This window comes from Dialister succinatiphilus (assembly GCF_928721695.1).
GTDB lineage: Bacteria > Bacillota > Negativicutes > Veillonellales > Dialisteraceae > Dialister > Dialister succinatiphilus.
In genome coordinates, this window is record NZ_OV788641.1 from 2,160,718 (window position 1) to 2,187,126 (window position 26,409).

Below are 26,409 nucleotides of genomic sequence, written 5' to 3' on the forward strand. Positions count from 1 at the left end.
GTCCTTTCTTTCTTTACATGGCTCCGCTGGCTATGGTAAGGCCGGTCACTGAAGCGGCCCCTGCCCTTTTCAGCTCATGGGCGGCGGATTCCATGGTGGCACCGGTCGTGTAGACATCGTCTACCAGAAGGATATATTTCCCCCTGACGTCAACATTTCTATTGATATGAAATATGCCTTTAATGTTGTCATATCTTTCACTTCGGGAGAGGAGAGACTGGGTTTCGGCGGCGCGGAAGCGTACAAGGCCCCTTGGCAGGTATTTCTTTCCTGCCTTTTCCATCCACTCTTCAAACATCATATCCACCTGGTTATATCCCCGGCTGTCCCATTTCTTTTGAGACAGGGGCACCGGAATGACCAGGCTGCAAAAGGCAAGCCTGTCCCAGTAGGGAAATCGGGAAAGAAGGGGCAGGAAGGCCTTTTTTCTGTCTATCCGTCCCCCGTATTTCAGCTGGATAATGATTCTCCGCACCGCTCCCTCGTAGTTGCAGAGAGTGTAGCAGCCATGGAGATGGTCGGTGTGGGAGGAGTTTAAAAGTCTGGGGTTCCATACCCTTTTCAAACAATCCTCGCACCAGCCTATGTCCCTTTCCACCACCTTCCCGCAGCCGGGACAGGTGGTGGGATAAAAAATGTCTGCCAGGTCGTGAAAAAGTTTCATTCCTTTGCCTCCCCTTTCAGAAGAGGCAGGAAGAGGCTGTAGCGGCTGGCGGTATCCTGTCGGCTCACCGCCCGGGCAATGGCGTCTTCCGTGGAAATAAGGATGGTCCTCTTCCGCGCCCTGGTGACGCCGGTATAGATCAGGTTACGTTTCAGCATGATACTCTGGGTGGGAAGAAGCACCAGAATCACTGTGTCATATTCACTGCCCTGGCTTTTGTGTACCGTGGCGGCATAGGCCAGCTGGATGCTGTTTCTGTCTTCTCCTTCATAAACCACTTCTCTGCCATCAAAACGAACGAAAATCTTATTTTTATCCACGGCCCACACAATACCCAGATCCCCGTTGTACACTCCTTTTTCATAGTCGTTCCGTTTCTGCATGACCTTATCGCCGGGGAGGAAATGAGATCCGCCCTCCAGCGGATGACCATGGACCAGCTCCTGGATGGCATGGTTCAGATGGTCCACGCCGCAGGTGCCCCGGTACATGGGTGAAAGGACCTGCATAGACATTTTCTTCTTTTCACTTCCGTAATCCAGCTGACGGCAGAGGTTCATCACCGCGCCGAACGCATCCATTTCTGAAGAGGCATAGTAAATGGAAAATTCACCCTTCTCATCGGGATAGCAGAGTTCCCCTTCCCGGATGCGGGCCGCATTGTCGATAATGCCGCTTCCTTCTTTCTGACGGAAAATATGCTCCAGCCGTACCACCGGAACTTCTCCCCATTCGATAAGATCCTTCAGCGGCGAACCCGGCCCCACCGGCGGCAGCTGGTCTATATCCCCCACCAGGATAAGCCTTGCCCCTTCCTTCAAGGCGCAGAGGAGATGGTAGAACAGGGAAATATCCATCATGGACGCTTCATCTACGATAATCAGATCCTCCTTCAGGGGATCAGACTCATTCCTGTTGAAAAAAGTTCTGCCGCTGTCATGAAGCTCTGCTTCCAGGGCTTTGTGGATGGTATCCGCCTCCACGCCGCTGGAAAGGGAAAGCCTTTTGGCTGCCCGGCCGGTAGGCGCCATGAGGCGCACCTTCAGTTCAAACTGACGGGCAGCAGCAATAATAGCCTGCACCAGGGTGGTTTTTCCTGTACCAGGGCCGCCGGTGATAACCAGTACCCCCGATTCCAGTGCCTTCTGCACTGCTTCCTTCTGCTTTTCCGCCAGAGTCAGATGGTTTTCCCTTTCAAATTTTTCAACAGCCAGTTTCGAGGATCCCAGGGAACTTGCGTCCATCATAGTCCGGATGCGGCGGGCCGATTCAGTTTCCGCCTCGTAAAGGGAAGGAAGGTAAAGGTATCGCTTTTCTTCCCAAAGCACCGAAGGAATGTATTCGCTATCAATGGCCTCTTTCCCTGCAGCCGCCACGATATCTTCCGTCACCTCCAGGGTGAGGGAGGCATTCCTGAAAACAGAAGTTTCCGGTGCACAGGCATGGCCCTGCATGAGGGCCCGGGAAATCATATACTCTATACCATGCACCACACGGTCCGAATCATCGGGAGCTATGCCCCTGGCAAGGGCTATCCGGTCTACTTCCTGAAACCCAAGTCCCGGTATGTCCCGCACCATGCGATAAGGGTCATGGGTCAGTACCTCTTCCGTTTCATCACCGTATTTCTTGTGGATATCCGAAGCAAACCGTTCGGAAATCCCCAGGGACTGCAGAAACATGATAAGAGACTGTTCTTCCCGGATCTGCTCATAGGAATTCTTTATCTTCTCCAGCGTCTTTTTCCCGATGCCCGGCACCTTTCTTAAATCATCAATATGTTTTTCAAAGACCTCCATGGTTTTTCTGCCGAAACGATCCACAATTTTTCCTGCCATGGACGGACCGATGCCTTCTATAAGCCCGGAGGCCAGAAACTGCTTGATTTCCTCCGATTCCTCAGGCTTCACATTTTCCAGACTGCTGCACTTGAACTGCATGCCAAAACGGGGATGCCGTTCCCAACATCCCCGAAGCAGCACCGGCTGACCCACATAGGGGGCCGGGCCCCGGTATGCGGCAGTCATGATTTTCCTGCTCTCTTTATCTTCCAGGAGGAATACGCAGAATCTGCCGTCATCGCTGGAAAATATGATTTTCCTTACGGTGCCCCGCAGCTCTTCTGTCATTTTTCTTCTCCCCTGATGAAACGATTCTGCACTTTTTTACTGATATCCATGAGCATCTGGTACCAGCGGACGAAATCAGGCCGGGCAGACATATCTTCTATGAGCCGGGAGACCTCCTCGATGTTCTTTTCTTCCCTTTTGCCATCAAACACAAGAATTTCCGCCTTGATTTTGCACTGGGCAATACTTCTTGAAAGGGCCAGCCGCTTTTCAAAAAGGGCGGCCAGCTCCTTGTCTATGGTCCTGACGGAATTTCTTAAATCCGCTAATTCTTTATCTTCCATAACAGTCCACTCCCCTCAGGAAGAAATGGGATTTACTGATTATTAGCGTGAAGGGTCTTCAGAATTTCCAGAACCTTGTCCTTTGCTTCTTCCAGAGGCACTTCCACCACTTCGCCGGACCGGCGGATTTTGATTTCCACGCAGCCGGACTGCTGCCATTTCTTACCGATGGTCACCCGTACCGGATAGCCGATGAGGTCTGCATCCTTAAACTTGATGCCTGCCCTTTCGTTCCGGTCATCCAGCACCACTTCATCCCTGCTGTCTTCCATGTCCTCATAGAGCTTTCTGGCTGCTGCCATCACTTCTTCGGACTTGTTGTTGGCCGGAACGATGACTGCTTCATAGGGTGCAATGGCCACAGGCCAGATAATGCCGTCATCATCATGGTTCTGTTCGATAGAAGCAGCCACGGTCCTCGTGACGCCGATGCCGTAGCAGCCCATGACGAAAGGATGGGATTTTCCCTGGTTGTCCAGGAACGTAGCATGGAGGGCTTCACTGTACTTGGTACCCAGCTTGAACACCTGGCCTACTTCGATACCCCGGCAGCGGACGATCTTGCCTCCGCAGTGAGGGCATACATCCCCTTCCTGGATCTGGCGGATCGTATCCACACGGACATCAGTGAAATCGCGAGCCGGGTTTACATGGATGTAATGCTTATCCTTTTCGTTAGCGCCGCAGCAGGCACCCTGCATTTCCATCACCGTAGGATCCACCAGGATATCAAAGTCCTTCGTCCGCTTCAGGCCGATGGGGCTGATATAGCCGGCGGTGAGGCCCACCTTCTTCAAATCCTCATCGGAAGCCATGTCCACATTGATGGCATTGTAAATATGCTGGATCTTCGTTTCATTCACTTCGTGATCGCCGCGAACCATGGCCAGTACCACCAGACCGTCCACATTGTACACCACAGCCTTCACGGACTGAGCAACCGGGGCATGGAGGAAATCGCACACCATTTCAATGGTATGCTGCCCTGGTGTTTCCACCAGTTCCTTTTCCTTGTCATTATGGATATCACACTTCACAGTGAGGGGATCCACAGCTTCGATATTGGCTGCAAAATCACAGTTTTCGCAGTATACAATATCCGCCTCTCCAGAATCAGCCAGCACTTCGAATTCATGGGAACCGCTGCCGCCGATGGCCCCGGAATCTGCAATCACCGGACGGAAAGTCAGGCCGCAGCGGGTGAAAATACGGGTATAGGCATCATACATGAGCTTGTACTGCTTATCCAGCCCTTCCTCATCGGCATCAAAAGTGTAGCCATCCTTCATAATGAATTCGCGGCTTCTCATAAGACCGAAGCGGGGACGCTTTTCATCTCTGTACTTATTCTGGATCTGGTACACAGAAACGGGAAGCTGCTTGTAAGAAGTGGTGTCCATCTGAATCAGGGAAGTCACCAGCTCCTCATGAGTGGGGCCCAGGCAGTATTCCCGGTCATTCCGGTCCTTCAGCTTGAACATCTCCGGTCCGAACACATCCCAGCGGCCTGTCTTCTGCCACAGCTCCGCCGGCTGCACAATAGGCATCATGATTTCCTGGGCGCCGGTCTTATTGATTTCCTCGCGGATAATCTTCTCCACCTTCTGAATAGAACGCCATGCCAAAGGAAGGAAGGAATAAATCCCGTTTCCAATCTTCCTCATCATACCGGCCTTCAGCATGTACTGATGGCTTACCACCACGGCATCAGCCGGTAATTCACGTAAAGTAGGACTGTATAATCTGGATGCTAACAAAATATCTCCCCCTGTAACTGTCCCGGCACGCCGGAACGATTTTCATACCGAAAATTTTTCGTTATATGCTTTTTTATTATACCACGCTTTGGAAAGGCTATGGGAGAAAAGTTGTGTTCGCTGGCGCTCAGGGGGCAGGAAAAAGGTTCAGAGGGAAAGGTTCTTAGGATTGACCGGCCTGACGGCCGGAGGGTTCTTAAGTTTGACGGCCTTTCAGGCCGAGGGTTGCGGATTGCCCTTCGGGCAATGCTTATAAAGTCAGCGTTACGGGATTTTCTTTCTGTGTCATATGACATGCTTCCCACCGGGCAAGGTGGTGGCGACAGCCACCAAAGGGGGAAACACCGGAATGGTACATGAAGTATATGACTCGCCTGTTTTTCTCTCCATGTCCCTCGTTTCCCCTTGAGGGGAAATGCCACGTAGTGGCAAAAGGGTGTACGGGGCTGAGCAGCAATATGACACTCTATCATTTTCCTGACCGCCAATCGGCGGCCCCCCCGGAAAAGGTTCTTAAGATGGATGGGCCCTTTCGGGCCCAAGGGTTCTTAAGTTTGACGGCCCTTCGGGCCGAGGGTTGCGGATTGCCCTTTGGGCAATGCTTATGAAGTCAGCGTTACGGGATTGGCTTTCAGTATCATATGACATGATAAGCATTCTGCTGAATTATCTGCCTTCGGCAGATACAACCCCTATCCGGCTGCGGCGGACTTCCCCCGCAAGCGGGGGCAGAATAAAGCTAACGCATAGCGAAGAATAAAGTCCCCCCGCCGGGGGGAAGGTGGTGGCGCCAGCCACCAAAAGGGGTGCATTTCCTCGCCCGTCAGGGCGGTTGTACGGTTTTCGCTGCCCCAGGCAGCGGCATATAAAACTCCCCTCTGAACCAGCCCGCTCTGTGGGCCGAACCCATCGTTCGGTGCGCAGCACACGAACGATAGAACCCGGGCGCCGAGAGGCGCCTGAACCCTCAAGCCCCATAGGGGCTTGTCCAAATGGCGCCTGAATCCTCATGCTCCCAGGAGCGTGTCAGACAAAAAGACCCGGCCGGGGGCCGGGTCTTTCTGCTATCTTAATCAGTTACCGGAGGGAATGGCAGCTGTTATGATAGACTCTCTCAGGATTCTTTGCTGAGTTTTTCGATGAGTTCGCTCTGTTTTTTCAGCATTTCTTCCAGTTCTGCAATTCTTTCATCCTGGCTTCTCATTTCATCTCTCATGGAGGAGACTTCGTCAGCCATTTCTTTTCTTCTTTCCGCCATGGATTTGCCTCTGCCAAATTTCACGCTCACTCCTGCGTTCACCATATTTTCTCCGTCACCGAAGGAGGTGCCCAGGGAGAGGAGTACGTTTTCATTGGGCCGGTAGAAGAGGCCAAGGGCTGCGGCATTGGCGTTACGGTAGGAGCCGAAGCCTGCGGCGATGCTGAACTTGTCATCAGGGTTGAAGTCGCCGGGGCGGAGGGCTGCCAGGGCTGCTGCATTGGCGCCTACTTTCTTGATGCGGTTATCCAGCCTGTCCACTCTTTCATTGGTCTGATAGAGCTGCCTGCCGGTGACAACCTGACGGCTGTCTGCAGAAAGTACGGCATCATGGGTTTCGATATTGCCTTCCACGTAGAGATTGCCGCCTACATAGCCGTCATGATCTACGTAAAGGGTATCGGTTCTTGTTTCTTTTGCTACGGTAAGATTTTCATCCACGTAAACTTCATTTCTGAAATCTGCTCTACCGACAAATTCAGAGGTTCCTCTCACTGTAAGGTCATCGGTAAGTACTTTTCCGGTTTCCACCTTGTTTCCGGTAATCTTAGTGTTGACTTCACCGCCTTTTACAAACGGGGTCTTTGCGTCTTCATTTTCAAAGGTGGTGCCATCGTTGTCACTGATGACCGTGTTCTTTCCGGTGATATTGGTAATCTTGGTGGCAACGTTTCCGATTTCACCATCTGCCCAGTTGATAATATCGCCGGAAGCTTCGTTCAGAATATCCTTCGACTTGTTGTAAATGGTGCCGTCTTTCGCAGTATTGGTAATGTCCGTAGCAGACTGTTCTGTCTTTGTGGTATGACCTTCACTGTTTTTCACGAAATTCACAATGCTCTCAGCAGACTGATTAATGGTGCTGGAGCCATTCGGGTTCGTAACACTGGTTTTTTCGCCTTTCAGAGATTCAGATTTAGTAAAGGAAGTGTCTCCTGCCTTATTCTTCAAGGAAATATTGTTGCTGGTAGCAGTCTGGTTATAGGTTCCGGTACCTTCTTCACTGGTAATAATCCGTTTTGTACCCTCGGCAGTGGTATTTTCCTTGTTGCTTGCAGTTCCATTGACAATGGATTCCGAAATCTTTCCATCCGTCATCTTCCAGGAAGTGTTATATCCTTTTCCTACATGATTCCAGATGCTGCTCGACGCTTTGTTTTCAATATCTGCCGCAGAGTTGGACAGTTTTTCATCTGCCTTATTGGTGATGTTTGTCGCGCTGTTGCTCATATTACCGCTTGTATTGCTGGTAATGCCTTTATCATCCCAGGTGGTGTAGGTATCAAGACCATAAGCTGCCTCGACGCTTTTGGTCGTTACAGCCACCTGGTTATCGCCCACTTTGTTGATGACGCTGTTTGCGCCCTTGTTGAGCACATCATTAGCGTCATTGGTAATGGTGCCGCCAGCTGCGCTGAGGCTGATGTCCTTTGCATTCTGGCTGATGCCGGTAATGGTTGCACCATCGGTAACCGCACTGCTTACAGTGCCAGTAACAGCATCTTTTGCACTGATAATCGTATTACCATCAGATTTCAGCGCCTCTACAGCACTACCTGCAGTCTTGGTTTCGGCATAGAAGTGGGTATTATCTACCTTGATGAGCTGTTCCGATTTGTCTACCGTGCTGCTGGTATTGTTTGCCTTTGTTCCGTCGGTGATGGAAGAAGCAAGGCTTCCGGCATTCTGGTTCACCACGGTGGTATTGGTGCCGTCGGTTACGGAGGAAGCGATCTGATCTGCTTTCTGCAGGCTGTTGGAAACATTTTTCCCTTCAGTAATGTTGGTATTGGTCTGGCCAGCTACGGTATCAATGGTGGTCTTCTTAGCGCCATCGGTGAGCTGGGATTTTTCTTCTGCTGCTCCGCGGAGGTAGGAAGCGGTCTTGCCCTCAGCCTTCATTTCTTCCATTGTCTGATGGGACAGCTGGGTGGAGGTATTGGAACCGTAATCGTTGGATACCTTGCTTACAATGGAGCTTGCCGCATCGGTTTCTACATCCAGAGCTTTATTGGTGATCTTGTTCTTCGCTTCGTTGGTGATGTTTTCTGCCGTCAGGCTGCTGTCGCCGCCGACAGTGGTGGTCAGGTCTTTGCCAACGGTGTTGGTCATGTTTTCGGAAGCCGTGTTCACCAGGTTCTTAGCCGTATGGGAAATCATTCCTTTTTCAGCGGTATTCTTGATATCCGTAGCAGTCTGCTTGGTGTAGGTCTTGTTTGTTCCGTCACTAGCGAAGGTATTGAATCCGTTATTGCTCAGGTTGGTGGAGGCTTTGTTATTTCCATCAATTACAGTAACCTTTCTTTCTCCTGCATTCTGGCTGACGGTGGAGTACTTGTTCGTTCCGTCCACTGCTTTGTCTTCCATGGAGAAGGTGCCGTCATTATTGCGGATCATTTTTCTAGTGACGTTCTTCTGGGAGCCTTCTGGTTTTGCGTTATCGCCCAGGTACTGGCTGATTTCTTTCGCCCCTACGATGGATTTTCCTGTGGAGTCTACGATCCCTTCATCGGTTCTGACGGTGATAGAGCTGCCGTCTTTATTGAAAATGGATTCTGCACTGTAGTCCACAGTGCCAACCTTGTCATTGACTTCGGATGTCACATTGCCGCCATTAATGGTAGTGTAGTCATCTTTTGCATCCACCGTGCTGGAAAGAGTCTTGGAATCAAAGGTTCCGTTGACGGTCAGGTCCGTCACACCGGAGACTGCGCCTGCGGAAGTGATTTCCACCGTGCCGATTTTGCCGGATGCTGCTGTGACTTTGCCCTTTGTATCAACGGTAAAGTCTCCAGCCGCCCCTTTGATGGAGCCGTCCCATTTCAGAGCTGCGCCAGCATGTTCATAATCATCGCCACCGGCATAGAACCCGTCTTTGTCCATGACTCCACTATTCAGGCCCACTTTGATGCCATCTCTGCTGAGGGTAATCTGGTTTGGGTCATCTTTATTCAGTACCAGCTTATTCACAGAATCCGGGTTACTGCCATCGTCGTTGCTGAGCTTGGAGATAACACCGTCGGGATTTACTCTGAGGCTTCCTTTGTCGGCCTCTTTACGATCAGTTGCTTCAGCTGCCACTGCATCGGCATTGACTTTGACCTGCTTATCCAAGTCAAGTAATTTTTCGCCTACTTTTTCGCCTGCCTCTACAACCCCTGCAACTGCCACAGTATTAGCATTGATCTTCTCATCCAGGGCGGATAAATCTTTTTCAACGTCTGCTTTCTTCGCATAGGTGTTCTTAATTACAAGTCCATCACCATCACCGTAGGCTTTGGTGGCTGCAGTGGCATAGTCTGCTTCTTTGGCATGGTCTGCTTCTTGGGCTTTTTCTACGTTGTTGATAGAAAAATTCGTTGAGTTCCCATCATCCTTAGTCACTATAATCAAATTTTGGGCCGCGCTGGAGCCAGAGACATCCGTAACAACATTGACCGCTTCACCCAAAACGCCGCCAGCTGTGAATAAGAGAGCTGCCATTGCCAGGACGGCAGCTCCTTTCCTGCCTGCCGAGCGGGCGGAAGAGGCGCTCTTGGTGACGCTCCTTGCAATTTCAGACGTGACCACATAACAATGTTTTGCTTTAGACCAGATGACTTTGTATACCCGATTCATAGGGGTCCCTCCTTTATACTTCTTACCTTCTTTCTCTTTTCATTACTCCTGCCGGCGCCGATTCTCCTATGCTTCTTTTTCCTCCTTTCTTTACTGTTTCCGACGAATATGGCGGAGCTGTCTTTTCCGGGATGGCGGGCTTTCCGGCCTTTGGCCAAGGCCCTTTTCCCTTTTCCGGCCTGATTATAGCAAAATAAAAATGAAAAAAACCTATACTAAAGTACAGGTTTTCCATTAGGAGTGCGTCTTATTTCATGATATGATACATTCAGGGGTATGAAGATTTCATAAAGAGAGGTGTCCTATGTGGAAAAGAATGGTTCTGTCCATGCTTCTGGCATGCCTTCCCTGGTCTTTCTGCCATGGGGAAAGCCCGGTTCCTGAGGATATGGGAAATCTGGAAAAAGCGGGAGCTGCTTTGGAGAAACAGGAAGAAAAGGTTCCATGGTTTGAAATCCATGGCGATTACCGCTGGCTCTACGGAAATGGCCGTTTTCGCGGAAAGGCCCTGTCACTTAAGGGCAGGGCCTGGAAGAGGCAGGATGAGAAGGTGACCATGGAAACGCGGCGTTTCCGCCTGTTTCCTGTGCTCCGCCTGACGCCCCATCTGCTTTTGAAAACGGCGCTGGAGGACAACCGCATAGATCAGGGGCCGGGGAGCAGTCACCACCTTTTCCTTTCCCGGGCTTACCTGCAGTACGAAAATGAGAGCCTCAAGATAGAGGCAGGGCGGCTGAACTATTACCTTATGGATGGGGATCTGCTGGACAAGAAAATGGACGGTTTCCGCATCCGCTATGGCCATGATGATGAGGGACCGGGGCGGTCGGTCTTCTTCTACGGCCGTACAGCGGAGGACCGTTCCAAAGCGAGGAAGGTGCTGGTGCTGGAAAATAAGAGAACTCTGGGCAAATGGCTTATTCACAGCGCCTATGCCGATTTCAGAGCCATCCACGGCCATAAGGAATCCATACCGGTCCTTTCGCTTTCCGGGAAATCGGGAGAACGCTTTGACCGCCAGCAGGTGGGCGTAGTAAAGGGTGCCTACTCTCCCAATGAGGACTGGACCTTCAGTGTGGACTACGTTCTCTCCCACGGCTATCATGAAAAGGACCATTTCAGCGAAACGAAACCGGGCTATGTGGCAGCGGCGATGTACGGGGAAGCGGACCCGAAACGGGCGGGAAGCTATGAAGTCTGGGTCCGTTACTACCACCTCCCCTCCTCTGCCCTTCTCGCTCCCACCATGGACGCCGACACCACCTTCTTCCGCCGCATGGGCTTTTCCGGCTGGGGCGCCCGCCTTGATTTCGTACCGGTGAAAGGACTGGTATGGGCGCTGGAAGGATTCTCCCTGAAAAATAGAAGCAGCGGCCCTGTGACCGGGGACTTCCATGAGTATGTGCTGGGTACCAGCGTGACGGCTTATTTTTGATCTGTGGACACGCCTGCGGCGTGAGGGTTGACGGGACTTCGTCCCGAGGGTTCTAAAGGTTCTTAAGTTTGACGGCCCTTCGGGCCGAGGGTTGTGGTGGCGGCTTCGCCGCAATTTTTATAAAAAAGGGGCGCGGCTGGCGCCGCGGGTTGTGTCTAAGGGTTGTGTTCGCTTCCGCTCAGGGGGCGACAGCGCCTGCGGCGCTGAGGGTTGCGGTATCGCCCTTACGGGCGATGAGTATTATAATGCCGCCTTTCGGCGGTCACGTCCACATCGAGTATCATAATCATTCTTACCCTCGTACATCCCTTCGCCACTTCGTGGCCCTCTTCCCCTAAAGGGGACGCAAGGAGCGTTACGGGATTGGCTTTCAGTGTCATATGTGACACAATATCCAGTGCCACCTATTTTCTCGTTTCCCCTTGAGGGGAAGTCCCGCGAAGCGGGAAAGGGTGTACGGGTTTGAGCAGGGATATGACACTCTATCATTTTCCTGACCGCCAATCGGCGGCCCCCCCGGGAAAAGGTTCTTAAGATTGACCGGCCCTTTCGGGCCGGAGGGTTCTTAAGTTTGACGGGGCCTTTGGCCCCGAGGGTTGTGGTATCGCCCTATCGGGCGATAAGTATTATAATGCCGCCTTTCGGCGGTCACGTCCACATCGAGTATCATAATCATTCTTCCCCTCGTCTACCCCTTCGCCACTTCGTGGCCCTCTTCCCCTAAAGGGGACGCAAGAACGTTACGGGATTTACTTTCAGTGTCCCCAATAAAAAAACCGCCTTTCGGCGGATTTTTTATTTGTCTGTATTGGCGGCGTAGCCTTTTTCTGCGGCTTCTACGGCCAGGCCTACCAGGTTTTTATGGCCTGTCTTGGCTAGCATGTTGCTTACGTGGAAGCTCACGGTGCTTCGGGAGATGTGGAGGGTGTCGGCGATTTCCTGGTAGGATTTGTTTCTGCAGACCAGGCGGAGGATGTCCAGTTCTCTTTTGGTAAGGCGGGCGTGATGGAGGCCGAAGGTGGTTCGTTCTTTCACGTCGGGGAAGAGGTGCTCTCCTTTGAGGGTGCGTTCCATGGTGTCCACGAAGTCGGCGGCGCTGCTTTCTTTGTAGATGAAGCTGTCTGCGCCTGCCTCGCGGGCCAATTCTACGAAGTGCACGTCGGCGAAGCCGGTCATGATGATGATTTTCTGCCGGGGAAGTGCTTTTTTGATGCGTCTGGTGACTTCAATGCCGCTGGTACGGCCTTCCATGCAGATATCCATGAGGATGATGTCGGGCTGCAGAACCTGGACGGCCACTTCTGCCACTTCGGAGAGCTGCAGGATTTTCACGACTTCGATTTTTCCCGTTTTTTCAAATAGATGGAGCAGGCCTTCCAACAGGATCCTCTGGTCATCTACAATCATTACCCGTATCATAGGACACCCCCCTTTTCTTTATCATATCATAGAAAAGGCAGGCGTCAATTTTAAAATTTTCTACCGTTTATGAGGAAAGGCTGTCCTTTACAGGAATGGTGACTTTGAGGATAAAGGGGCATCCGGTGATGTATGCCATGGTGCCCTTTTCTTTTTCTACCCTGGTTCTGATGGAGGAAAGTCCTCCGCCTTCTTTCAAAGGGCCGCTGCTGCCCGTGCCGTTGTCGGTGACGGTCATGGCATAGTGATTTTCTTCTTCGAAGGTTACCGTGATTTCATCTGCTTTGCCGTGGATAATGGCGTTTACCGCCGCTTCCCGGAGGATTTCCACGAAAAGGCTGCCCTTTGCACCTTCAGGAAGTTTTCCTTTGATATGAAATCGGATGCCCAGGCTTTCATAGGTGCCAAGGAGTTCTGTGAGGATGAGGTCCGGTTTTACTTTGATTTCTTTTTCCATGTCCTCCAGGAGGCGGGAGAGCATGCGGCCTATGGAACCGTAGTTTTTATAGTCCCTGTTGTTCAGGATCTGCTGGAGGCAGCTGATGCGCTGGCCCATCATGTCGTGGATTTTGAAACGGATGGTGCGGAGGGCTTCTCTGCTTTCCAGAGGCACCAGTATGTCTAGCAGATCTTTCATTTTTTCGTTCTATTTCCGCAGGGCTTCGTTCTTTTCATAGAGCTGCCGGTTCATCTGTTCCAGTTCCGTAATATCAGCGGCGGTGATCTGCCATCCGAAGCCGGTGGGTGTGGTGAAGGGTTCTCTGGTGAATCGGATGATTCTGCCATCTTCAAGGCGGCAGATGATTTCATCTTTTTCTTCAAAGATTTCCCCTCTTTTCCCTATTTCCTCCCAGAAAAGGCGGCCGTTGGCCACGTTTTTCCCAAGGATGTCCGCCATGTACTGCTTCATAGCGTTATTGATGAGCACCGGCTCTCCTCCTTCCCGGGTAAGGAAGATGCCTTCGGGCATTTTATTGATGGCTTCTTCTATGGCAAGGCTGGTGAGGCCTTCATGGTACTGGCGGTAGGATTGGGAAATGAGGACAGCCTCCCTTACATTGCATATGAGGAGCATGAGCATCAGGTTTAGGGGAAGAATGCTGTCCAGAAGAGGAAGGATGAGAAAGGAGGCGGCGGAGAGAATATAATTTCTTTTGTCCTCTTTTCCGCCGTATAGAAAAAGGGCTGAGGTAAGGACTACCAGCACCGTCCTCAGCGCTTCATGGTATGTCATCATGGTAACGCCGGTGCTGTGACCGTCCATGCCGTCATGGAGAAGGTCAAAAATCAGGAGAAGCACCAGGAGCTGCGCCCCTTCCACCAGTCTCTGCCTGGTATTTTGAAAAGAAGGAAGGGGACTCTGGTAATAAACAAGGAAGGACTCCGCTGCCAGAGAGAGGAATGTCCAGAGGGTCAGGGCGATGAGCCAGGAGTCCGGCAGTATGTACAGATTAGCCATGGTCCTTCTCCTTTCTCCCGTTTTTCTCTTCAGGATATGTGATGCAGATTTCCGCGCAGAGGCTGTATCCAAGGTCCCTGGTGCCTATGGATATACCATCTTTCGTGAACCGACTGTCCCTTTCCATATCCTTCATGAAAGATTCCACCCAGTAAGATTCTCCTGCCATCAGGGAGAGACGGCTGCCATGGGGATGGATATCCAGGTGGCAGGAAATATGAACCGCCCCGGCCAGGACTGCACCTTCCATGTATTCTTCCAGAAAATCATAGAAGGTAAGGACAGAAGAGGCAGGAAGGATGCCCGCCGCCCCTTCGGAATGAAGGACGGCACGGATGCCCCGGGGAGAGAGGTAGCGAAACAGTTCTTCCGCTGCCATTTGGAAATCCCGGCAGTCCACCTTTCCACCTTCCGCTCCTTTGAGGAAAAGGATGCACCGCCTTTTTACATAGCAGGCCAGCACATTCAGCCGGAATACCGCTTCGTCCGCCTCGTTTCCCGGCCGGGCATGCTGCAGGAAAGAGGCATGACGAAGGATGAGACGGCTTTTTCTCTTCACAATGGTTTCCAATTCTCTATAAATCTTCCATTCCGCAGCCAAACGGATATAGGAACGCCTGAGGGTACCTTCCTTTTCCAGCATGTCCGCTGTGCGGCGAAGGGCCTGATTCACAAGGCCCATCTGCCGCCTTTTTTCCCTGATTTCCTTCACATTTCGATACCAAAGGGCTGTCCCGCCCTGCACCGGAAGAATCTTCACTTCACAGTCCTCTTTCCTCACTCTTGGTCCTACAGAGTGATACAGGGTCCTCCCCCTGCTGTCTTTGATGGCAAGGGCCAGGGAAGAATAGTTGAAGAAATCTTCATAGCTGCCGTTTCCTTCTATCATATGGGAGTCAATCATCCATTCTATCCACAGGAAGAAGGAGAAAACGGTAATCAGTGTAAAGTCGGTAGCCACAGCCACTTTCATGCCCAGGGCATAGGCGGCCGCATAAAGAAGGTAGAGAATAAGCTCTGCCACCGGCAGAAAGATTTTTATATTTCCCACATGGTTTTTTTCACTGCCCTGCGGATAAGGTAGAACACCAGGACCAGCAGCTCTCCTGCATAAGCCGCCGAGAGGGCATAGTATCCCCACCGGTATATATGGATATCCGGGGCGCTTGGAAGGCCTTCGGGAAATGAAAAGGCGGCGCCGTGAAAATCATTGGTCATAATCACAAGGGCCAGCGACACATTCAGGAGCGCCGTCCCCTTCAGCCACAAGGGCCATCTGCCTTGCCCCCGGCCTCTGGAGCCGGTTACGGCCAGACAAAGAATGAGAGTGGTCAGAAGAGCCATATATACATAGTAGGAATACCAGTTATACCGGCGTAGGGTGATCATTTCCACAGGAAGAGCGGCAATGATACTTCGGAAAAAAAGCCAGAAGAAGCAGAGAATCACCATGAAAAGGATGATCCACTCCCCTTCCGTTCCCTTCATACGCCTTCGAAGACGCCTGCCCCAGATAATCGTCAGGAAAAGCATGGAAAAATAGAGTATATGATTGGGAATGGAGACCAGTGCATACAGAGAATAGGGCGCCAGGATCTTAAATTTCAAATAATAGCCTGCATCATCCATTTCCTTAAGGAAACCGGCCGTTTCCTCGTAGCGGATGGTCCTTCCGTGATAGCTCTGTGAATAGCCCTCCTGCCAGAGACGGCTCTCTATCTGCTTTTCATTGAGGGAAAGAGGCTCCCTGGAAAGAAGTCCTTTCTTGAAAGACAGGGTTCCCCTCTTTGGATATACCAGATGAAAAGGCCTGCCTTCCCAAACCCAGCGCCTCGCCTCCACATCGGGAACAATATACACATCCGCTTCCTCACGGCGGCTGGTCTGCAGGTAATAGCCAGGCGCATAGCGGGCATCCAGTCGAAGACGTCCCTCCTGATGTATCTTTTTCAAAGCCTCGACTCCGGCAGACAGATCCATTTCACCGGAAAGGCCATAGGAAAAGCTCATCATGGAAAGATCCCTGGTCACCGTATCCACCGGAATCCCTACGGTCAGCGGATACACCGTCAGATCTTTCCAGTCCTTCACCTCATAGGGAATCCCGTCTGCAACTGCCAGCACCATGGTCACCGTATAGTGGGGATACCAGTACAGAGGCATGATCCGGTTTGTCATAAGAGATCGGGCCTGGAAATCGTAGGTCTCCACCGCCGCCACATCGTCCTGATTCATGATTTCCAGCACATAGCTGCTGTTCTTCCTCACATGGAAAGAAGAAAGCCCCTCCTCCATGGACAGCACTCTCCCATATCCGTCCCCCAGCCTGCCGTCATACACAATATCCCTGGCCATAGCCAGAGGGGAAAGAAAAAATAAAAGCAGGGCTATGCAAAAGGCCATTCTCCCAAAAATCCATTCCTTCCTCATGGTCTCCCTCCCTGTGTAAGGCAAGTAAAACACTCTCTGATATTTTAAGTATAGCAGAAAAAAAGAAGAAAAAAACTGTACTTTAGTACAGGGGGAAAAACGCGCCCTTTCGGGCGCGAGGGTTCAGGCGCCTTCGGCGCCCGGGTTCAAAGGGTTCAGAAGGTTCAGAGAGAAGGGTTCTTAAGATTGACCGGTCCTTTCGGGTCGGAGGGTTCTAAAGTTTGACGGGCCCTTTGGGCCCGAGGGTTGTGGTATCGCCCTATCGGGCGATGAGTATTATAATGCCGCCTTTCGGCGGTCAGGTCCACATCGAGTATCATAATCATTCTTACCCTCGTACATCCCTTCGCCACTTCGTGGCCCTCTTCCCCTAAAGGGGACGCAAGAACGTTACGGGATTTACTTTTCTGTGTCATATGCTATGATAAGCATTTTGCGGATTGGCTCGCTGCGCTCGCCACCCCCTATCCGGGCTGCGCCGGACTTCCCCCTGTTCAGGGGGCAGAACAACCCGTGCTTAAAGTAGAGCCACTTATGGAAAAATAGTCTCACGGAGCTTTATAGTGCCCCCGCTTGCGGGGGAAAGGTGGTGGCGCCAGCCACCAAAGGGGGATTGCATTTCCTCGCCCGTCAGGGCGGTTGTATGGTTTTATACAAACTGGCGCCTTCTATCAATTCATAGGCGCCCTACAACAACCCTCGCGCCAGAGGCGCGTCAAACTTAAGCCCCTTAAGAACCTTCGGCCCAGCGGGCCGTCAACCCTCAAGCCCCACAGGGACTTGTCCATCCAACTAGCACACTAGTACACTAGATCACTAGCACACTAGAAGAAGTCAGCGTTACGGGACTGGCCTGTCAGTGTCATATGACATGATAAGCATTCTGGTGATTAGCCGCTGCGCGGCTCCCCCTTTCCGGCTGCGGCTTCCATGAAAAAAACAGCCCTCCCACAGGAGAGCTGTTTTTTATTTCATAATTACCAGAGGCGGACAGCCGGTTTGGGATCGCCAAAGCGGTGGATGGTGTCTACGAAACGGACGGTACCGGTTTTGTAGCGGAGAACCAGGGTAGAGGTTCTTGCGCCGCCGCCGAAGTAGCGGACGCCTCTCAGCATGGCGCAGTCGGTGATGGCTGTTTCGGAGAAGATGCAGTCGTCGCCTTTGACCAGGTCATCCAGTGTGAGGACTTTGTTGGGGTCGTCAATGCCCATGGCATGGAGCCGTTTCACTTCTTCTTCCGTATGGGGAAGGAGTTTGGCCTGCATATCACCGCCCAGGCATTTGAGGCCTACCGCAGAAAGGACGCCTTCCGGCGCACCGCCGGAGCCAAGTACCATGTGGATGCCGCTTCCCTGGATGCCGCAGTCGATGGAGGGGACTACGTCGCCGTCAGTGATGAGGCGGATGCGGGCACCGGCCGCTCTGGCTTCGCGGATAATCTTTTCATGTCTTTCACGGTCCAGAATGACAACAGTAAGGTCGGAAATTTCACGATCCATGGCATCAGCCACGTTTTTCAGATTTTCAGTCACCGATGCATTGATATCGATGCGGCCTTTCGCACGGGGGCCTACGCAGATTTTCTGCATGTACATATCCGGTGCATGAAGCAGGCAGCCTTTGGGCGCAATGGCCAGTACGGCAATGGCGCCATTCTGTCCCTTGGCTACCAGATTGGTGCCTTCCACAGGATCTACGGCAATATCCACTTCTTCTCCGCCGGCACCTACATGTTCGCCGATGTAGAGCATAGGTGCTTCGTCGATTTCCCCTTCGCCGATGACTACGGTACCGGAAACGGGAGTCTTGGCAAACTGTTCATGCATGCCGTCCACAGCAGCCTGGTCAGCGCCTTCCTTATCGCCTACGCCCATGAGACGGCCGCTCCGAAGAGCTGCCTGTTCCGTGATTCTTACAAATTCCATAGAAAGTTGTCTGTTCATTGTATGCCTCCACAATAGTATACTTTCTCTTTCACAGTTGTTCTTATTGTATCACATTTAAAAGAAAAATGGAGTATACATTTATTATTTTTTTATTGGGGCCGCGGAGCGGCCCGGGTTCAGAAGGTTCAAAGGGTTGTGGAAAAAGGTTCTTAAGATTGACCGGCCTTAGGCCGGAGGGTCCTTAAGTTTGACGGTGCCATTGGCACCGAGGGTTGTGGATTGCCGCTCTGCGGCAATGCTTATAAAGCCAGCGTTACGGGATTGCCTTCCCGCCCTCATCGTCATTCTGAGCCGTAGGCGAAGAATCTCGGTACAAGGCACTTATGAGTTAATCGATAGTAAATACCAGTCGGTGGGAAGGGCGAAGTACCAGGCCCCTGCATGAATTCCAATGACGTCATCCTCGCCACGCACCGAGATTCTTCACTGCGTTCAGAATGACAGAGTCAAGGGGCCATCCCATGACCAGTACTGCCTCGATTTCTTCCCGCCGGACACTCGTCATCCGGGGTCGGTCAGCCAACCTATAGGTAAGCCCTTTAATGGGCAGGCTAAGGGCCTACTTTGGCTGACTTGGAGGTCCTATGCAGGACCTCCACAATACTTATAACTCCCGAGGGCGAAAGCCCTCAACCCGTCCGGGAGGCGTCAGCCGGTCCCGAACAGAACCCTGGCAACCCAGGGCCGAAAGGCCCGGCGGCTGGCTCAACCCTCACGCCCGTAAGGGCATGTCAACCTTCGGGAATACTGGAAAGCACCGCCCAGGTCCCGATCCCGATCCCGACCGCGCCACAGGCGCCTGAACCCTCAAGCCCCGTCAGGGCTTGTCCATATAAAAAACCTGCCCCGAAGAGCAGGTTTTTATTTTATCCCAGAATATCCAGCAGTTCGGCAACACCTTTTTTGCCGAAGTGAATGTCTTTGTCATTGACGATGAGACAGGGAACGCTCATGATGTTGTATTTGTTCTGGAGGTCCGGATAGTGGGCCAGGTCATAGACGTGGACTGTGACTTTATCGCTGGCGGCGGCGATGCGTTCTGCCGCGGCTACCAGGTCAGGGCACATGGTGCAGGAGAGGGAGACGGCAATGGTCACGTCTTTCTTATCCTGAATGGCAGCAATGCGCTTTTCATTATCTTCACCTATATCCTGTCCTGGACCGGCGGTATTGTACATGGCCAGGATGAAAGAGTTGAATTCATGACCGCCGGGGACGCCGTGGAAGTAGAGACCTGCTTCTGTGCCGTCGTTTCTGACAATGGAGATGGTGTGTTCCAGTCCCGGCTCAGCGTTTTTCATTTCATAGGACACTTTATCAGAAAGGGATGCCAGTTCTTTCAGGAGCTTTTCATCTTCGTAGGAAAGTTCGCTATCGTCTTTGTAGAGACGAAGGGTAATTGGCTTTTCGAAGCGGTCCAGCACCGGCTTCAGGGCTCCTCTGGTATCGTCGTCCAGGAAGGCACCTTCTTCTGCTTTCGCTGCCTCTGCTTTAGGTTCCTCTTTGGGTTCCACTTTTTTCACGTAGGTCCGTTTCATGTGAAGTTTTCTGTACTGACTGCCCAGGTATTTTTCCAGGGAAGTAGCTGCCACGGCGCCGTCGGATACGGCGGTCACCACCTGGCGGAGGTTTTTCACGCAGATATCTCCGGCAGCATAGACGCCATCAATATTGGTTTTCTGGTCCCGGTCGGTAATGACATAACCCTGGGGATTCAGGTCCACTTTGCCCTGGAGAAGGCCGTTTTCCGGTGCATAACCTACGAAGACGAAGACGCCGTAGAAATCGCCGTCATCTGCAGTATACACCGTTTCTTCACCGGTTTTCCTGTCTTTCAGTACCACCCGGCGGACAGCGCTGTCTCCTTCCACCTTTTCCACCTGGGTGTGGTAAAGAATGGTAACCTGGGGATGTTCTTTCAATTCTTCCACTGCAGCGGAGTCGATGGAGAAATCATCTCCCCGGATAACCATGATAATCTTCTTTCCGTACTTTGTGAGGAAGAGGCCCTCTTCTACAGCTGCATAACCGCCGCCAATGACGAAGATAGTGCGGCCGGTGAAAAATTCGCCGTCGCAGGTAGCACAGTAGGCTACGCCATGGCCCCGGAATTCTGTTTCTCCCGTAAAGCCTGCCAGTCTGGGATGAGCGCCGCCGGCATAAATGATACCGAGAGCTTTGAAGTCGCCGCGGCCGGTATGGACGGTCTTATAGTCTCCTTCCAGTTCAAGGCCTGTCACATCAGCAGAGAGAAATTCGGCGCCGAAGGCTTTAGCCTGTCGGATCATTTCAGAAGTCAGCTTCTCACCGCTGGTATGGAAAATGCCGGGATAGTTGACAACTTCCGATGTAATGGTAATCTGGCCGCCCATCTTTTCTTTTTCGATGACCAGTACATGAAACCGTGCCCTTGCCATATAAATAGCGGCGGAGAGCCCTGCCGGTCCTCCGCCTACTATTATGGCATCATAAACTGTATCCATGATGCCTCCTGAAATTATAACTTGCCAACCAGATCAAAGGACGGTTTCAGGGTTTTTTCACCCGGATGCCATTTAGCGGGGCATACTTCATCGCCGTGTTCGTAAACAAACTGAGCAGCTTCTACCTTGCGGAGAAGTTCATCAGCATTGCGGCCGATGTTGCCTGCGCTGACTTCATAAAGCACTACTTCACCCTTCGGGTTGATAACAAAGGTGCCTCTTTCGGTGAGACCTTCCGCTTCGATATAGATGTCCAGATCCTTGGACAACTTGCCAGTGGGGTCGCCGATCATGGGGAATTCTACCTTGCCGATACGTTCGGAAGATTCATGCCATGCTTTGTGAACGAAATGGGTATCACAGGATACGGAGTAGATTTCGCATCCGATTTTCTTGAATTCATCATATTTGTTCTGGAGATCTTCCAGTTCTGTGGGGCATACAAAGGTGAAGTCTGCCGGATAGAAGAAGAGAACGCTCCACTTGCCAATGAGGTCCTTGTCGCTTACATCGATGAAATCACCGTTCTGATAAGCTTTTACCTGGAATTCGCTGATTTTCTTACCGTTTAAAGACATAATTGTTTCCTCCTTGGAAATATATAATACTGAATTTGCCCGCCACTGTATTCATGATTGGCGAAGCATATTTAACTTTCTGAAAGTATTATATCATGCATATCTGTAAATTTCAATATGGTTTTGGTAAGAAAAAAGAAAAGTTTTATGGACGCGCCTGCGGCGTGAGGGTTCAGAGGGTTCAGAAGGTTCAGAGGGTTCAGAGGGTTCAGAGGGTGGAGGTTGACGGGGCTTCGCCCCGAGGGTTCTAAAGGTTCTTAAGTTTGACGTCCCTTTGGGCCGAGGGTTGTGGATTGCCCTTTGGGCAATGCTTATGAAGTCAGCGTTACGGGATTTGCTTTTCTGTGTCATAGGGCTTGATTGGCATTCTGCTGATTGGCTCGCTGCGCTCGCCTCCCCCTTTCCGGCTGCGCCGGACTTCCCCCGCAGGCGGGAGCAGAACAACCCGTGCTTAAAGTAGAGCGACCTATGAGTACATGGCTTCGCGGAGCTTTATAGTGCCCCCGCTTGCGGTGGCAAGGGAACTTGATTCGCAGGGAGCCGCAGGCGACTGAGAATCCAGTGACACGCTTCCCAGAGGGGCGGAAAGGTGGTGCCGTAAGGCACCAAAGGGGGAAACACCGGAATGGTACATGAAGTATATGACTCGCCTGTTTTTCTCTCCATATCTCTCGTTTCCCCTTGAGGGGAAGTCCCGCGAAGCGGGAAAGGGTGTACGGGGCAGAGCACTGATAGGATGGTCCATCGCGGTCCTGACCGCCAATCGGCGGCCTGTGTCATTTTTGCTTCTTACCCTTGGACATACCTTTGGTGTGAGGGTTCAGAGGGTTCAGAGGGTTGTGGATTGCCCTTACGGACAATGAGTTATAATGCCGCCTTTCGGCGGTCACGTCCACCTCGAGTGTCATAATCATTCTTACCCTCGTCCACCCCTTCGCCACTTCGTGGCCCTCTTCCCCTAAAGGGGACGCAAGAACGTTACGGGATTTGCTTTTCTGTGTCATAGGGCCTGATTGGCATTCTGCTGATTGGCTCGCTGCGCTCGCCACCCCCTATCCAGGCTACGCCGGACTTCCCCCTGTTCAGGGGGCAGAATAAAGCTCTGAAAAGCAGTCCTTTCATAAGCAGCTCACAGCATAACGGAGCTTTATAGTCCCCTGTGGAGGTCCTGCATAGGACCTCCAAGTGGGGCGAAGTAAGGCGCCTAGCCTGCCCATTAAGGCGCTTTCCTTTTGCCGCCCCACCGAACTGCGGTGGCAAGGGAACTTGATTCGCAGGGAGCCGTAGGCGACTGAGAATCAAGTGACACGCTTCCCAACGGGGCGGAAAGGTGGTGGCGCCAGCCACCAAAGGGGGGAATGCATTTTCTCGCCCGCAGGGCGGTTGTATGGTTTTATACAAACTGGCGCCTTCTATCAATTCATAGGCGCCCTACAACAACCCTCGCGCCAGAGGCGCGTCAAACTTAAGCCCCTTAAGAACCTTCGGCCCAGCGGGCCGTCAACCCTCAAGCCCGCAGGGCTTGTCCATATGGCGCCCACCACAACCCTCAGCGGCAAAGCCGCTGTCAAACTTAAGAACCCTCGGGACGATAGCCCCGTCAAACTTTAGAACCCTCAAGCCCCACAGGGGCTTGTCCAACACCAGCTCACTAAATCTCTCCCCCTTTCTCTTAAGAACATAAAAAACCTCCCTTTCGGGAGGCTTTTTTTACAGTATGTATTTCTTCAGAAGATAAACTACAGCTCCTGCCACCAGGACGATGGCGCCGCCCACTACGATAAAGTAGGCAGCAGCTATGGCCAGCATGAGGAAGATGGCGGCACAGGCCACAAGGCCCAGGGCGAAGAGGGCTTTTTTCCAGAAGGGAATGTTTTTGAGGCTGAAGCGGCGGATGTGGATGGTGTATCCATCCTCTTCTTCCTTTTTCTCTTCCTTTCCGTCTTCGTTCAGGGTAAGGCCCTGGTAGTCATGGACGTCGTCTTTGCTCATGACTCTCGGTTCTTCATGAACGCCGGTGTCTTCCTTTGTTTTGTCGGTGTCATTCATAAGGATTGCAGTTTCTTATTTAACAGTTCGTTGATGACTCTTGGGTTGGCTTTGCCTTTGGTGGCTTTCATAATCTGGCCTACCAGAGCGCCCACGGCTTTTTTCTTGCCTGCCTTGAAGTCTTCCACGGCTTTGGGGTTCTTTCCTACCACTTCGTCTACCAGCTTCGAAAGTTCAGCGGTATCGGAAATCTGGACGAGGCCCTGGGCTTTGACGATTTCTTCCGGATTTCCGCCTTCTTTCCACATGGTGGCAAAGACTTTCTTAGCGATTTTACCGGAAATGGTGCCCTTGGAAATCAGTTTCAGAAGGGCTGCCAGGTTTTCAGCGCTCACGGGAGCTTTGGCAATTTCGATACCATCAGTAGAGAGCTGGCTGGCGAATTCGCCCATGAGCCAGTTCACGCAGGCTTTGGGATCAGCACCGGCGTCTACAGCTGCTTCGAAGTAGTCGGCAGTGGCTTTGTCGTTGGTCATGAAGACGGCGTCTTCAGAGGAGAGGCCGAATTCTTTCATGTATCTTTCTTTTCTGGCATCCGGCAGTTCCGGCAGGGATTTGCGGATGTTTTCGATGTATTCATCGCTTACGGTGAAAGGTACCAGGTCCGGTTCCGGGAAGTAGCGGTAATCGTTGGCTTCTTCCTTGGTACGCATGCTCTTGGTGACCCCTTCTTTTTCATCCCATGTACGGGTTTCCTGTACCACTTTGCCGCCGTCTTCCAGCAGTTCCGCCTGACGCATGGCTTCGTATTCGATGGCTTTTTCTACACCTTTGAAGGAGTTGATGTTCTTGATTTCTGTCTTGGTACCCAGTTCTTTCTGACCTACCGGGCGGACAGAAACGTTGGCGTCGCAGCGCAGGCTTCCTTCTTCCATACGGCAGTCGGAAATACCCACATACTGGAGGATGGCCCTCATTTTTTCCATGTAGGCCACTGCTTCTTTGGCAGAGCGCATATCCGGTTCTGATACGATTTCAAGGAGCGGGGTGCCTGTGCGGTTGTAGTCCACCAGGGAGTAGTCGGAGTCGGTAATGGAGGTGCCGTGATGCACCAGTTTCCCTGCATCTTCTTCCATGTGGGCCCGGGTAATGCGGATCCGTCTCTTCTCCCCTTCCACTTCTACGTCCAGGTAGCCATGTTCGCAGATAGGCAGATCAAACTGGGAGGTCTGGAAATTTTTGGGAAGATCCGGGTAATAGTAGTTTTTACGGTCAAATTTGCTGAAACGGGAAATTTCACAGTTCAGCGCAAGTCCTGCTCTCACTGCATATTCCAGCACTTTCTTATTCAGTACCGGAAGGACTCCCGGCAGCCCCAGGCATACGGGGCATACGTTGGTATTGGGGTCTGCACCGAAGGATGTCCTGCAGCTGCAGAAAATTTTCGTTTTTGTCTGGAGTTCTGTATGAACTTCCAGGCCAATCACTGCTTCGTACTTCATTCCTTGATTTCTCCTTTCGGTGCGGTTCTTGTGAATTCCGGATGAGCCTGTTCAAAGGTGTAGGCTGCCTGGAGAATGGTTTCTTCTCCCAGAGTCCTGCCGATGAGCTGCATGCCCAGGGGAAGGTCATCTTTGAATCCTACCGGAATGCTGATGGACGGTGCGCCGATCAGGTTCACCGGAACGGTGCAGATATCTTCCATGTACAGGGACAGGGGATCCGAGAAAGCGCCGAATTTGAAGGAGGTGCCAGAAGCGGAAGGAGCGGCGATAACGTCACATTTCTTGAAGGCTTCGTCAAATTCCTGTTTCAGAAGGGTACGGACCTTCAAGGCCTTCAGGTAGTACGCATCGTAGTAGCCGGCAGAGAGAACGTAGTTGCCCAGCATGATGCGCCGTTTTACTTCTTCGCCGAAGCCCTGGCTTCTGGTTTTGATATACATGTCGATGATATCTTTGCCTTCTGCGCGGAAACCGTAGCTGACGCCGTCATAGCGGGCCAGGTTGGAGCTGGCTTCTGCCGGGGCGATGATGTAGTACACCGATACGCCGCTGTTGATATGGGGAATGGAAACGTCCACGATTTCAGCGCCTTCCTTTTCATAGAAAGCAAGGGCCTTGTCGATGGCTTCCTTTGTTTCCGGTTTAATGCCTTTTCCGAAGAATTCCTTCGGCACGCCGATGCGCATGCCCTTCACGTCCCGAACCAGAGCTTTTCTATAGTCCTTCTTTTCCTGGGGAATGGATGTGGAATCCCTTTCATCATGGCCTGCAATGGCGTTCAGCACGATGGCAGCATCGGTGACGTCCTTCGTCAAAGGTCCGATCTGGTCCAGGGAGGAAGCAAAGGCCAGAAGGCCGTAGCGGGATACCAGGCCATAGGTAGGTTTCAGGCCTACAATGCCGTTGAAAGAAGCAGGCTGGCGAATGGATCCGCCGGTATCGGAGCCCAGAGACCAGACAGCTTCCGTAGCTGCCACAGCAGCAGCGGAACCGCCGGAGGAGCCGCCTGGTACATAGTCTGTATTCCAGGGATTACGGGACGGGCCGAAAGCAGACCTTTCCGTGGAAGAGCCCATGGCAAATTCATCCATGTTTGTCTTGCCCAGAGAAATGAAATCCTCTTTCTTCAGTTTTTCAATGACAGTAGCGTCATAGGGAGACACCCAGTGTTCCAGCATTTTGGAAGCAGCGGTGCAGGTTTCTCCTTTGATGCACATATTATCCTTAATAGCTCCGGGGATGCCAGCCAGGTCAGAAATTTCCTCACCCTTAGCAATCTTCTCATCCACCCGGGCAGCCGTTTCAAGAGCCGCCTTGTCACTGGTGGAAAGATAGGCATGAATATCCCCTTCCACAGCGTCACGGTGAGCCATGATTTTCTTCGTCAGTTCTACAGCGGAGATTTCCTTCTTCACCAGCTGCTCATGGAGTTCATGAATCGTATAACCCACTCTA

18 protein-coding genes are annotated in these 26,409 nt (G+C 52.0%); 1 reads left to right on the top strand and 17 read right to left on the bottom strand.

Annotated elements, in window-relative coordinates; translation table 11 throughout:
• Positions 1-13: 13 nt before the first annotated feature.
• The 6 genes from NW747_RS09160 to NW747_RS09185 all read right to left on the bottom strand — a co-directional run bounded on the left by NW747_RS09160 (position 14) and on the right by NW747_RS09185 (position 9,945).
• Complete coding sequence (locus tag NW747_RS09160) at positions 14-664, bottom strand: ComF family protein (RefSeq protein ID WP_273187030.1); 651 nt, start codon at positions 662-664, stop codon at positions 14-16.
• Positions 661-2,793: an SF1B family DNA helicase RecD2 gene (gene recD2 / locus NW747_RS09165; RefSeq protein WP_273187032.1), complete on the bottom strand. Its 2,133-nt coding sequence runs from the start codon at positions 2,791-2,793 to the stop codon at positions 661-663. Before recD2 ends, NW747_RS09160 begins: the two co-directional genes overlap by 4 nt.
• The gene (locus NW747_RS09170; protein WP_273187034.1) at positions 2,790-3,077 is read right to left on the bottom strand and encodes a chorismate mutase; all 288 of its coding nucleotides are present in this window, start codon (positions 3,075-3,077) and stop codon (positions 2,790-2,792) included. The genes recD2 and NW747_RS09170 overlap by 4 nt, the downstream gene beginning before the upstream one ends.
• A gap of 32 nt (positions 3,078-3,109) precedes the next feature.
• Positions 3,110-4,834, bottom strand: coding sequence for a proline--tRNA ligase (locus NW747_RS09175; RefSeq protein ID WP_273187036.1), 1,725 nt, complete (start codon positions 4,832-4,834; stop codon positions 3,110-3,112).
• A 1,114-nt stretch (positions 4,835-5,948) separates the two neighbouring features.
• Positions 5,949-9,710, bottom strand: coding sequence for an ESPR-type extended signal peptide-containing protein (locus NW747_RS09180; RefSeq protein ID WP_273187038.1), 3,762 nt, complete (start codon positions 9,708-9,710; stop codon positions 5,949-5,951).
• A 22-nt stretch (positions 9,711-9,732) separates the two neighbouring features.
• Positions 9,733-9,945 (bottom strand): hypothetical protein, encoded by a 213-nt coding sequence (locus NW747_RS09185; protein WP_273187040.1) that lies wholly within the window; start codon positions 9,943-9,945, stop codon positions 9,733-9,735.
• A 69-nt stretch (positions 9,946-10,014) separates the two neighbouring features.
• On the opposite strand from NW747_RS09185, the gene NW747_RS09190 reads away from it, so the two are divergent.
• Positions 10,015-11,145, top strand: coding sequence for a hypothetical protein (locus NW747_RS09190; RefSeq protein WP_273187042.1), 1,131 nt, complete (start codon positions 10,015-10,017; stop codon positions 11,143-11,145).
• A 795-nt stretch (positions 11,146-11,940) separates the two neighbouring features.
• Here NW747_RS09190 and NW747_RS09195 read toward each other — a convergent pair.
• The 11 genes from NW747_RS09195 to gatA all read right to left on the bottom strand — a co-directional run bounded on the left by NW747_RS09195 (position 11,941) and on the right by gatA (position 26,405).
• On the bottom strand, positions 11,941-12,564 hold the full coding sequence (locus tag NW747_RS09195; RefSeq protein ID WP_273187045.1) for a response regulator transcription factor: 624 nt from the start codon (positions 12,562-12,564) through the stop codon (positions 11,941-11,943).
• A gap of 67 nt (positions 12,565-12,631) precedes the next feature.
• Positions 12,632-13,201 (bottom strand): ATP-binding protein, encoded by a 570-nt coding sequence (locus tag NW747_RS09200; RefSeq protein ID WP_273187047.1) that lies wholly within the window; start codon positions 13,199-13,201, stop codon positions 12,632-12,634.
• Positions 13,202-13,210: 9 nt separating this feature from the next.
• The gene (locus NW747_RS09205) at positions 13,211-14,023 is read right to left on the bottom strand and encodes a hypothetical protein (RefSeq protein WP_273187049.1); all 813 of its coding nucleotides are present in this window, start codon (positions 14,021-14,023) and stop codon (positions 13,211-13,213) included.
• Positions 14,016-15,074: a hypothetical protein gene (locus NW747_RS09210; protein ID WP_273187052.1), complete on the bottom strand. Its 1,059-nt coding sequence runs from the start codon at positions 15,072-15,074 to the stop codon at positions 14,016-14,018. Before NW747_RS09210 ends, NW747_RS09205 begins: the two co-directional genes overlap by 8 nt.
• The gene (locus NW747_RS09215; protein ID WP_273187055.1) at positions 15,062-16,453 is read right to left on the bottom strand and encodes a hypothetical protein; all 1,392 of its coding nucleotides are present in this window, start codon (positions 16,451-16,453) and stop codon (positions 15,062-15,064) included. Before NW747_RS09215 ends, NW747_RS09210 begins: the two co-directional genes overlap by 13 nt.
• A 977-nt stretch (positions 16,454-17,430) precedes the next feature.
• Positions 17,431-18,396: a class II fructose-bisphosphatase gene (glpX, locus tag NW747_RS09220; RefSeq protein ID WP_008858885.1), complete on the bottom strand. Its 966-nt coding sequence runs from the start codon at positions 18,394-18,396 to the stop codon at positions 17,431-17,433.
• Between the two features lie 869 nt (positions 18,397-19,265).
• Positions 19,266-20,882 carry an FAD-dependent oxidoreductase gene (locus tag NW747_RS09225; protein WP_273187059.1) on the bottom strand — a complete coding sequence of 539 codons (1,617 nt, stop codon included), beginning with the start codon at positions 20,880-20,882 and terminating at the stop codon, positions 19,266-19,268.
• 14 nt (positions 20,883-20,896) lie between these two features.
• The gene (gene ahpC / locus NW747_RS09230) at positions 20,897-21,460 is read right to left on the bottom strand and encodes an alkyl hydroperoxide reductase subunit C (RefSeq protein ID WP_008858883.1); all 564 of its coding nucleotides are present in this window, start codon (positions 21,458-21,460) and stop codon (positions 20,897-20,899) included.
• A 1,710-nt stretch (positions 21,461-23,170) separates the two neighbouring features.
• Positions 23,171-23,509 (bottom strand): hypothetical protein, encoded by a 339-nt coding sequence (locus NW747_RS09235; RefSeq protein ID WP_273187062.1) that lies wholly within the window; start codon positions 23,507-23,509, stop codon positions 23,171-23,173.
• The gene (gatB, locus tag NW747_RS09240) at positions 23,506-24,951 is read right to left on the bottom strand and encodes an Asp-tRNA(Asn)/Glu-tRNA(Gln) amidotransferase subunit GatB (RefSeq protein ID WP_273187065.1); all 1,446 of its coding nucleotides are present in this window, start codon (positions 24,949-24,951) and stop codon (positions 23,506-23,508) included. Before gatB ends, NW747_RS09235 begins: the two co-directional genes overlap by 4 nt.
• Complete coding sequence (gene gatA, locus NW747_RS09245; protein ID WP_273187067.1) at positions 24,948-26,405, bottom strand: Asp-tRNA(Asn)/Glu-tRNA(Gln) amidotransferase subunit GatA; 1,458 nt, start codon at positions 26,403-26,405, stop codon at positions 24,948-24,950. The genes gatB and gatA overlap by 4 nt, the downstream gene beginning before the upstream one ends.
• Between the last annotated feature and the right edge of the window lie 4 nt (positions 26,406-26,409).